Below are 10,752 nucleotides of genomic sequence, written 5' to 3'. Positions count from 1 at the left end.
GCGATAAGAGCAGGAATGACAGTCAATGAGTTGGCTGATGAGCTCTTCCCATACCTTACGATGGTAGAAGGCTTAAAGTTATGTGCTCAAACATTCACTAAAGATGTTAAGCAATTATCTTGCTGCGCTGGATGAGACAATTGATAGGGAGAAGACAAGACCAACGGCAGATCAATAAGCAGTAAAAGTACGCTTGAGAAGGGTTCGCAACTACGAGCTGCTGGCTCCTACCAAGAGCAGTAGTACATTTATAAAACAAAAGATACGGGTTCATTGCATGCAATACATCGTGAAACATTGAGAATTTTCAGACTGTTCGCGAGCAAGTACCGTCAGTAAGGCTCGGGCACCTAAATTTGTACCATTGACGACGGTATTATGCACATTGATGATCTATTTATTAAAGAAGCACACCGCCAATACGGAATTGATAATGACCTGGTAGAGACACTGCTAAATTTAGTGGATTTGAGAGGGATGGTAAGCCGAGATTTGTACAGAAATCGCCAAATTAGAGCTAACGACTTGGTAACTTAAACATTATTCTTGAAGTAAAGTTTAAATCATCAGGATCCGAACAACTCAACCTGACGGCAACTATTTCTTATCGCCTAACTTATGAATTTAACTTAGCTTCCAAAACTGTGCTTTTTGGAAGCTCTATTTGTACTGCAAATCCGGTTGGATGAATATTGTTGAATGATATTTTTCCATCGTGCAATTGTATTATCTTCGAGGTAATGGATAAACCAAGACCAGAGCCGTCGATTCCACTATGCCCTTGAAACCGATAAAACCGCTCTCCCATTCGCTGAAGCATTTCTGTGGGTACTCCGGTGCCTTGATCCATTATTTTGATAGTAATGCTTTCTGATGTTTCAACTGCATTTATTTGTATCTTGGAATCTGCGGGTGAAAATTTCATGGCGTTGGATAGAAGATTGGTCAACGCGCTTATTATCAAAGTTTCATTGCAGGCTATCTTGATTGTGGGAGCGTCGATTTGCCATTGATAATTCTCGACCGTGTTTGTGGGGAGAGCGTTGATGGCTGCAGAAACAAGCGTTTTGAGTTCAATCTCGGAGAAATCAGTAGACTTATCCAAACTATCCAGTCGATTTAAGCGCAAGAGTTGATTAACTAAATGCGACATGCGCTCTACGGTACTAAAAATGGCTTTACCGGACTGTTTGGAATCCTCCAGCGATTCAGCGTGAATAATATTTTCCGCATGTACTTGAATTGCGCTTAACGGTGTTCGTAACTCATGTGACGCATCAGCAATAAAACGCTTTTCCCTCTCTGAAAACATCTTAATTTGATGTAATAATTTATTAATTGCCTGCTTTATCGGGATCAACTCTTTGGGCAGTTCTGACTCAATTGGTGACAGGTTGTTTAACGCTCTGGCTCTTAAATGAATGGCGAATCGATTAACCGGTTTCAGTACAAGATAAACAATAAAGAGTATTATTAAGCTTATCGGTACCCACATCAATACTAGCGGGTACAGCTGTTCTGTAGCCAAGTAACCACTGAGCTCACTGCGTACATCCTCCCGTTGAAAGGTACGCACCCAAATGCCCTTAGATTTCGAAAAATAACTAAAGATAAACCATGTCTGCGCATCATTTTCTAACGTATGGTAGCCAGCGTCTAAATTTTTCAGCGGCAGTATCTTCAACTGATTAGTTAAGGCCAGCAATTTACCTTCAGAGTTGTATATGTGATAGCCGATTTTAGATTCGTACTTATGGCCGCTAGGGCCTCTCTCATTAGCGGACTCATCTTCACCGGTATCATTGTAGTTTGATATTGGGATCCTTTTAGGTACAGACTGAGTTTCCGAAGAGTGTGTATAAAATGCTGCCAGCGACTTTGCGGTTTGTGCGAGTTGCGCATCAAAAACTTCATCTAACTCGTGCAGAATATCCCGATAGCTAGCCCAGGCTGTGAACACTAATACAGCAATTACAGCTAAGTTAATGCCAATAACCAATGAGCGGCGAAGCGACCAGAATTTCATGATGACTCATCTTTTAACAGATAGCCTAAACCTCGGATGGTAGTTATCAGGCTAGGGTTCAGTTTTTTTCGTAAATGGTGAATATGGACCTCTAACGAATTGCTTTCGTTATCGCTATCCCAGCCATAACATGCAGTTTCTAACTGCTCTTTACTCACTATCTTTCCGACATGCAACGCGAGTTGTTTGAGTAATATCCATTCTAACCGGGTTAAATTAATGAGTTTGCGCTGAAAGCGACATTGTTGTGATGCAATATCAACGCTCAGATCGCCGCAATTTATAACATCATTAAGTTGGAGGTTTGCTTTTCGCACCTGAACCCGAACACGGGCTTCTAACTCACGTAGCTCAAACGGCTTTACTACGTAATCATTGGCGCCCTCATTCAGTGCCAGCACCTTCGTATCAACATCATCCCAAGCGGTGAGTACGACAATAGGAACGGGTTGTCCTGCCTTTCTCAGTTTTTTGATCAAGGATACGGCATTGCCATCAGGCAGGCCAAGATCAAAAATTGCCAGTTCGAATTGGTCAGTTTTAAGGGCACTTTCCGCTTGCGACAGATTCATAGCGAGTTCGACCATATAACCCATACGATTCAGGCCCTTAATGATACCTTCTGCCAAGGTTTTGTCATCTTCAAGGAGTAGTAGACGCATTTACATATCTCTCGTTAAACGGGTTAAATCAAGGCTTGGATTATAAAGTGACGTTTCTACATTAAAGTAACCTAATACAGTATGCGAGAAATTATCGTGATTAATATTGGCGTCTGTATTATTCCCCGTCATTTCAAATGTCTCTGAAGGCCAAATTATCCAAGGGATATGTCGTTGCTCCTCGGGCGCTAACCAATTTGGTAAACCATGCAGGTAGATACCGTTATCACCCAGGGACTCACCGTGGTCGGATACATACATCATACTGCTCTCCAGCTCTTTGTGGCTCCTCAATAACCTAATGGCCTGACTCACGAGCCGATCAGTTATCAATAAACTGTTGTCGTACGCATTAATAATTTCTTCTTTTGCGCAGTTTGTTAATTCCTCGCTTTTACACTCTGGTAAAAAATGTTTGAGTTTCTCTGGCGAGCGTTTGTAATATGCTGGCCCATGACTACCCATTTGGTGAAGCACAATAATCGAATCCTGAGTGATGTTTCGTAACCAGGAGCTCAAGTCATCAAGCATCTCAAAGTCGTAGCAGCCCGTTTCTCCGCACCGATCTTCATCCATTACAATGGTATGAATACGGTTACAGACGTCCTTGCACCCGGAGTTGTTTTCAATCCAGCTTGCTCTGATACCGGCATTTTCTAACACATCTAATACGTTACTGGAATTTCTGGCGGCATTGGAATAAGTGTCTGCCGTTAAAAAACTGAACATGCAGGGAACAGAAACAGCCGTAGCTGTGCCGCATGACATGGCAGCTTTGTAGCTCAAGATTGGTTCTGAAGTTGCTAACTGGGAAAGCATGGGTGTTGTCGGACGCTCATAACCATTCAGTGAAAAGTGATCTGCACGCGCTGTTTCGCCCAATATGACAACCATTACTTTTGGCTTTGCCGAAGTTTTAGTTTGCACCGCGTCCTGCCCCAAAGAGGTAAACTGAGCCGGCCTTTCTAGTTTTTGTCTTATGACTGAAACACTCGCCGAGATGACATTGAATGGGACGATCCGATATTTTACATCCCGATGGTTACGAAATAAGGAGGCAAAGTCGTCATAACTTGTATAAACAATACCGACCGCTAAAAAACAGAAGCAGACTGCTGTAACAAGACTTTGTTTGATCTGTGTAAGTGTTCTTGCTTTGGGGATTTTTATGTACATCAGCAATAACGAAGGGATGATACCCAGTGCCATTAACGTGATAAAAAAACTGGTAGAAAATTGGTCTCCGGCCTCTGCTGGGTCGGTCTCCATGGTATTGATGAGCATGTCGGAGTCAATAACAATGCCGTATTGCAGCATATAAAATGAGGCCGGCGCAGCCACAATAATTAAAATAATCGCCAGTGGCTTGAACGCATTAATAAACCGGCTTAAGGCCAGCACAAAAGCATAAAAACAGAGTGTGAATGCCATTAACTTAAACTGTGTGAATGACTGGACACCATAAGCCTCCAAAGTGTTTAATAAAGGCGCTGAGTAGGCAAAGGTTAACCAAGTTGCAACAACCATTAACAGTATTGAAAAATTAAGTGTCAGTCGTTTCATGATGCTCACCTATATGAAAAATGAGTAACGCGATGCTCCAGCAAATAAACGCTGTAGTGATATCGTCGACGAAGAAGTGGGCGCCACGCAGTTGTTGTGCAAAGCCGAGAGTGAAGCCAACAAAAAGTGAGAAAACAGCCGATGTATTAGCAAGGACGGGCTGATTTTTACGCCAGAAAAAATAAAGCCCGATCCAGGCAAAACCGATACTCGAATGCCCCGACGGAAAGCATCGTCCTGAGCTAAAGGGGCTGTCATTCAACGACCACAAACTGAAGTAAGGTTTGGTGCCGCCGTATACACGCAGATCCCAGGGACAGTCCATCCCCAGAGTCGCTTTAAGGTAATTAACCAAGCCAAAAGACAGTAAAATAGATAAGAGCAGCAGCATATAGCGACGCCGCTGAGCGTTATTTTTTCCCGGAAAAAACTGGAATAAGGTTAAGGCCAGTAGCGAAATGACAGCGATGAGATTGAGGTTCCGAGCACCTTCATGAAAAATGGTTTCAGTAATGAAGTGGTGTTTAAGTGACCACTGCCCCCCTTCTAGCCGATAGAGTGCATTGGCAAATAGAAATTTGAGATCAAATAATTCTGCCGTTGTTAACACCGCAATAAAAATGACCAGAGTAATCAGCCAACGTTGGCTGGTTGTTGTCATCTTCAAAGCTGGCATAAGAGTGCTGCCCAAACGATGATGAACTGAATGATCGCAAGAAATACAGCGGCCGACGCGATATCTTTCGCTCGCGCGCTAAGCTCATGAAAGTCTGCGCCGATACGGTCGACTACAGCTTCTACAGCGGAATTAAGCAACTCAGTAATGAGTAAGCCGGACAGAGACAAAAACATTAACAACCGCTCTGCTAACGCCAACGGTGCCAGCACTAAAATAGGCGCTAATAAAATGAACAGTAACACTTCTTGCCGAAATGCGGCTTCAAAAAGCCATGCAGCTTTTAGCCCCTTTATGGAATACCGCGTTGCATGAAGTATTCGGATTACTCCTGTTTTGCCTGGTTTCATGATGAGTCCTGTCACGATAAAAAAATACATCCTAAACGACCAATATTAAGTTCAGCTTAAGGTTCCCCCTTTACTATCCATCGCATCACTAAAGCTACAAATGGATTGGATTCTTAATGTGGAATGTTTTGCTAAAAAAAGCGACGCGGTCTTTAGCGCACTATCAGACGCTGATTGTAGGATTTGCGCTTGGCTTAATCATTTTGAGTGTCAGCCGTCTGCTGCTGTTTATCTGGCAGTTTGATCGTGTAACGGAGGCGGCGAATATTGGCTATCTGATGGTGATGGGATTGAGGGCTGACGTTGTTCAAATGGGATATCTGACACTGCCATTATTGTTATTTGCGCCGTTATTTCTAAACCGATGGGGTTTGGGGCTATGGCAAAAACTTCAGAGCATCTGGTTGATTATCGCTATTACCTATATTGCGTTTATGGAGATATCAACGCCAGCTTTTGTTATGCAATACGATTTGCGACCTAACCGCTTGTTCATTGAATATTTAGAATATCCCAAAGAAGTGTTTAGTATGCTCTGGGCTGGTTTTAAACCCTGGTTATTTGTAAGCGGCGTGGTTGTGATTGGCTGTTTATATGGGTTAACTAAATTAGCGAAGCGCTTGAATACATCACCCCCCATCGATAACAAGAAGGTTGTCAGTTCTCTGGTTGTCTGGCCGTTGTTAGTGATCCTTGTCTTTGCTGGTGTCCGCTCAACTCTGGCGCACCGGCCGGCTAACCCAGCCTTTTTTGCAGTGACGTCTGATGCGCTTGTGAATAGTTTAGTTATTAGTTCAGCTTACTCTGTCGAATATGCAATTTATAATATGCGTCATGAGGCAAGCGCTGCCAGTGTGTATGGTAAGGTTCCCATCGATCAGATACTTAATACCGTGAAAAAACAACCTCACTTAGTTGAGAAAACTTTTCCGTCTGAAAAATACCCAACAGTGCATTTTAATCCCGCCTCCCGTAATTACAACAAACCCAAAAATATTGTTGTTATTTTGGAGGAGAGTCTGGGGGCTACTTTTGTTAAAGATTTAGGTGGGGTTGGTGTGACACCAAATCTTGAACAGTTACGACAGGAAGGTTGGTGGTTTAAGCAGTTGTACGCGACAGGAACTCGCTCGGTTCGCGGTATTGAGGCGGTCATCTCAAGCTTTTTACCAACGCCTGCAAGAAGCACCGTAAAACTCTCTTTATCGCAGCAAAACTTTTATACCGCGGCGGATTTGTTGTCGCGTAAAGGCTATTTTACCGAGTTTATTTACGGTGGTGAAACCCACTTCGACAATATGGGGAGCTTTTTTACCGGCAACGGATTTCAATCAATACTGGGGCAAGGTGACATTGTTAACCCACAATTTGTGGGCAGTTGGGGGGCTAGTGACGGCGATTTATTTAATACGGCGCATCAGCGATTTAAGGAACTGGAAAAAATCGGGCAACCTTTTTTTAGTTTAGTTTTTACATCGTCCAATCATGAGCCGTTTGAGTTTCCGGACAATGCAATTGAGCTCTATTCGAAGTCAAAGAATACGGTTGAAAATGCGGTTAAATACGCAGATTTCGCTCTGGGTGAATTCATTAAAAAGGCAAAAAGAAGTGAATATTGGGAGGACACGATTTTTCTAATTGTTGCAGACCATGATACGCGTGTCTACGGCAACGAATTAGTGCCCATTAATAAATTCCATATACCCGGGCTTATTTTGGGAGGGTCTATTAAACCCAGGAAAATAGATTCAATAGTCAGTCAAATTGATTTGTTACCGACTGTTATATCGCTTGCGGGTGTTTCTTCCTGGACTCCGTCAATAGGGCAGGATCTATCTGCAGAAAATGTACCGTTTGCCAATCGTGCGATGATGCAATTTGGTAATAACTATGCGTGGATGACTAACGACGCTGTGATCATTTTAACGCCAAGCGGAAGTATGGCTGGTTACTATGATTTCCATAAAAACAGTTTTGTCAGAAGCAGCAAAGTACATGACACATTGTATAACGACGCTTTAGCACACGCACTTTTACCTTCATGGCTTTACCAAAACCTTGCTTACTTTGTGCCGGAGGATCTAAATTAGCATATTCGTTCGGCTATGGTTGAGGCGCTAACCTCCTTTCATAAGTGCTGGATTTCTAAGGTACCTTTGCGAAACAAGGCTCTGATAGCTGCCCGCGAGGCCGTTAAAAACATCCACCAGGACGTCCTTGTTTTGGCTCATCAACCCGAAAATGGCCGCCCTCTGAATGATATGCCCGTCGAATTTAGAGAGTGGCTCATTGATTTTGGCCAGAGTGGCCATCTCGCACTGTACCGTTACGATGGTTTTGAAACGATCATCCTAGCAGTGCTTGCCGGTTCACTCTAAGATACCGATTGACAAAAGCAAACATGTTTCTCTAATTGAATCAGTGTACGAAGTACAGGCGATTCTTAAGTTTTTCTGCACTATAGAAATTATTGAAGGCTTTCAGTATTCAACTGCTAACGATACGTGTGAAAAGTTACGCAAAAAGATTGATGACTGCCAAGAATCGGCAATGAAAGAGTTGAAGAAGCGGTATAGAGCCTAAAAAATTAATTTTCATTGTCACTAACCTCTCTCATCCAGAGTTTAGTTTGCACATTCAAAAAATATCACCTATATACAAAATTCACATTAGAGTTAAACACTAAGCTTAAAATAGGAAGGTTAATTATGGCAGTAAAACACACACCAACCGGAGTTGTGCATCAAGGAAGTAAAGGCGGGAGAACTGGTTGCGGATTCAACACTAAAGAAAACTCAAGTCACTGGGTGAACTCACACGAAAAAATAAATTGTGACAAAAAAGGCTGTAAAAGCTAATTAAAGCACGGTGGAGCTACTACGCCTTCTCAGGAGCCCCTCGTTTATCCCATACCGTCTCATATGCCCGCGCGGACGGCATTATCAAGATAGTCCCCCCACCACTGCATCAATTCCCGACGGCGTTCCAAATACTGAGATCTATTGTAAGCACTGCGTATCTGGTTAGGGTCAGTATGCGCCAACGCAGATTCAATCAGATCAGGATCCTTCCCTTCTTCATTTAGAATAGTACTCGCCAAAGCTCTTAAACCGTGGCTAACGAGCTTATCTTTATAATCCATGCGTCGTATCGCCATATTCGCAGTTTGACTGTTTACATGCGTGTTAGGGTTCTTCATTGAAATGAAAATATGCTCTCTGTTACCGCTAATCTCTTTCATTTTATCCAGCACTTTTATGGCTTGCGTCGGTAGAGGAACAATGTGCTGACGTCGCTTTTTCATTCGTTCAGCCGGTATAATCCAATTAACCTCACCGTTATCTAACCTTTCAATTTCTTCCCACCTAGCGCCAGCAGCTTCAGATGGCCGAACCATCGTAAGTAACTGCCATTTAATTAAATGCCTAGTAACCTTACTGACGCTAGTGTTTTGGAGTTTATCCAAGAATACCGGTAGTTCATCCTTTCCTATTGTTGGTAAATGCTGCTTTTTGGGCGACTGAAAAGCTGCTTTCACTCCAGCTAGGGGATTAGCCTGGATAACACCAGTATTCGTGGCGAAGACCATGATTTCATTAACACGTTGAATAACACGCTTCACAGTTTCCAAGCGCCCCGACTTTTCTATCGGTTTAAGTACCTGGATAAACATCGGCGCAGTAATTTCATTTATCGGCTTTTTGCCTAAGTCTGGGAATACATGAAGCTCTAGTGATCGCCAAATGTCATCCGCATAATCATCCGTGACTTTGGTTTTCTTAGTTTCAAACCAATCTTCAGCAACTTTACGTAAAGTCGACTCTTGCTCAGTTCGCTGAGTCCGAATACTTTCATCTCTAGAAAGCTTAGGGTCTATGCCTTCAGCAACTTTTGCCCGAGCCTCTTCCGCTAAGCTTCTGGCCTTTTTTAGGCTAACCTCAGGGTACATCCCCAACCCCATATTCATACGTTTCTTTGTAACTGGATGCAGGTAATTAAAATTCCATAACTTTGAACCACTGGAAGCTCTAATGCGCAACTGAAGCCCCCCACCATCAGAAAAAACACAGTCTTTTTCCTTTGGCTTAGCTTTTTTTATTTGACTGTCGTTAAGCGGAGTCACAGGCCGTGGCATATCAAAATCTCCAATCGTTGTATTCCTGGATTGTATACCCATCGCTCAGGAATACAACCTGGAATACAAAAACGTTAGGCTTCCCTGGAATATCGTGAGATTACTTGAGAATCTAAAATAGCTTAAGAGGCTCTATGAAAGGGGCTTTAGGCATAAAAAAGGGCGCTACTGGAGCGCCCTGATTTAATAATGTGGTGGAGCTGGCGGGAGTTGAACCCGCGTCCGCAATACCTACATCCTCGGTCCTACATGCTTAGTCAGTCTTTTAGTTAATCAGTGTGACGCCGACTGACAGGCTTCACAACTGACGAGTCCGATTGGTTTTAACGCTTCAGCTCCGGACAAAGCCTCCACGCGAGTCTACATTAGTTTGAGCCATCCTGGTCCGGTCTCGCAGACAAAGCGCCGGGGGATGGGCTTAGCGGGTTATTAAGCCGCTAGAGCGTAGTTGTCGTCGTTTGCAACTATTAGGTTGAGGCTTTTTACGAGGCCTGCCTCACCTCGGCATGCACCTTGGGTTTCGTGTATCCCGTCGAATCCAGATCAGCCCCAAAGCTATTACTTACGTAACTTGTGTACTATAACTCAGACACCGCTTAAGTGCTATAAGTTCTGCACTCAAGCGGTTATTTATTGGACGCTAAGTCAAGTACTAGGCCGCCATATACAAAACTTTTTCAACCAGCTTGCTAATGCCCTCTTCGGCATCCGGCAGGTTTTCAGCCAGCATGTAGGCCGGTGTGGTCACTAACTGGTGCTTGTCATCAACAACAATATCGCGAACACCGCAGTTCACATGCTCGCCGCCCATTTTGTTAATGGCACTGGCAACTTCTCCGTCGTTACCAATGGTGACTTTCACACCCTTTCCGTATATGTGTGGCAATAAGACAGGGGAAATGCACATATAGCCTGCTGGCTTCTTCGCCTCAACAAAGGCTTTACCAACTTTCAACACCTGGTCGTTTACCGTCATATCAGCACCTTTAACGGCAAAATCGCAGAAGTTTTTGGCAACACCAAAACCGCCCGGCAATATCAACGCATCAAACTCAGACGAATCTAAGTCGGTTAAAGGTTTTACTTCACCGCGGGTAATGCGCGCCGCCTCTTCCAGAACATTGCGCTTATCACCGCTTTCCTTACCCTTAAGGTGGTTAATGGTGTGCATTTGTTCAATGTCTGGTGCAAAGCATTCGTAGCTGGCTCCCTGCTTTGCTATGTGCAATAAGGTTAATACAGCTTCGTTCACTTCGGCTCCGTCAAAAACACCGGAGCCGGATAAAATAACTGCTACTTTTTTCATAGTCGAAACCTCCTGTCCGCTACTTAAAATTCGC

9 protein-coding genes and 1 other RNA gene are annotated in these 10,752 nt (G+C 43.5%); 2 read left to right on the top strand and 8 right to left on the bottom strand.

Translation table 11 applies throughout. The features are described from left to right. Positions 1 to 616: 616 nt before the first annotated feature. Genes ACP7H9_RS13790 through ACP7H9_RS13770 form a run of 5 tightly spaced genes read right to left on the bottom strand, consistent with a single transcriptional unit; the run spans position 617 to position 5,277 of the window. A complete protein-coding gene (locus ACP7H9_RS13790) occupies positions 617 to 2,026 on the bottom strand; it encodes an ATP-binding protein (protein ID WP_011234884.1) in 1,410 nt (469 codons plus the stop codon). Next, positions 2,023 to 2,688: a response regulator gene (locus ACP7H9_RS13785; protein ID WP_011234885.1), complete on the bottom strand. Its 666-nt coding sequence runs from the start codon at positions 2,686 to 2,688 to the stop codon at positions 2,023 to 2,025. Before ACP7H9_RS13785 ends, ACP7H9_RS13790 begins: the two co-directional genes overlap by 4 nt. Further along, a complete protein-coding gene (locus ACP7H9_RS13780; protein ID WP_286822841.1) occupies positions 2,689 to 4,251 on the bottom strand; it encodes a phosphoethanolamine transferase in 1,563 nt (520 codons plus the stop codon). Continuing rightward, positions 4,232 to 4,927, bottom strand: a complete 696-nt coding sequence (locus tag ACP7H9_RS13775) for a phosphatase PAP2 family protein (RefSeq protein ID WP_011234887.1) — start codon at positions 4,925 to 4,927, stop codon at positions 4,232 to 4,234. Before ACP7H9_RS13775 ends, ACP7H9_RS13780 begins: the two co-directional genes overlap by 20 nt. Further along, positions 4,915 to 5,277, bottom strand: coding sequence for a diacylglycerol kinase (locus ACP7H9_RS13770; RefSeq protein ID WP_011234888.1), 363 nt, complete (start codon positions 5,275 to 5,277; stop codon positions 4,915 to 4,917). The genes ACP7H9_RS13775 and ACP7H9_RS13770 overlap by 13 nt, the downstream gene beginning before the upstream one ends. A gap of 116 nt (positions 5,278 to 5,393) precedes the next feature. On the opposite strand from ACP7H9_RS13770, the gene ACP7H9_RS13765 reads away from it, so the two are divergent. Beyond that, entirely contained in the window at positions 5,394 to 7,367 is a 1,974-nt protein-coding gene (locus tag ACP7H9_RS13765; protein WP_011234889.1) for an LTA synthase family protein, read from the top strand. A gap of 15 nt (positions 7,368 to 7,382) precedes the next feature. After that, a complete protein-coding gene (locus tag ACP7H9_RS13760) occupies positions 7,383 to 7,655 on the top strand; it encodes a type II toxin-antitoxin system RelE/ParE family toxin (protein ID WP_110013792.1) in 273 nt (90 codons plus the stop codon). 539 nt (positions 7,656 to 8,194) lie between these two features. Here the strand turns inward: ACP7H9_RS13760 and ACP7H9_RS13755 are convergent. The 3 genes from ACP7H9_RS13755 to elbB form a co-directional block, all read right to left on the bottom strand. Beyond that, complete coding sequence (locus ACP7H9_RS13755; protein ID WP_011234891.1) at positions 8,195 to 9,412, bottom strand: integrase domain-containing protein; 1,218 nt, start codon at positions 9,410 to 9,412, stop codon at positions 8,195 to 8,197. A 192-nt stretch (positions 9,413 to 9,604) separates the two neighbouring features. Further along, positions 9,605 to 9,963, bottom strand: a transfer-messenger RNA (tmRNA) gene (gene ssrA / locus ACP7H9_RS13750). Between the two features lie 101 nt (positions 9,964 to 10,064). Then, positions 10,065 to 10,718, bottom strand: a complete 654-nt coding sequence (elbB, locus tag ACP7H9_RS13745; protein WP_439222908.1) for an isoprenoid biosynthesis glyoxalase ElbB — start codon at positions 10,716 to 10,718, stop codon at positions 10,065 to 10,067. Positions 10,719 to 10,752: the final 34 nt, after the last annotated feature.

This window comes from Idiomarina sp. ST20R2A10 (genome assembly GCF_051842345.1).
Lineage (GTDB): Bacteria > Pseudomonadota > Gammaproteobacteria > Enterobacterales > Alteromonadaceae > Idiomarina > Idiomarina loihiensis.
The sequence above is the reverse complement of the archived record's forward strand: the minus strand, read 5'-3'. Positions and strand labels throughout refer to the sequence as shown.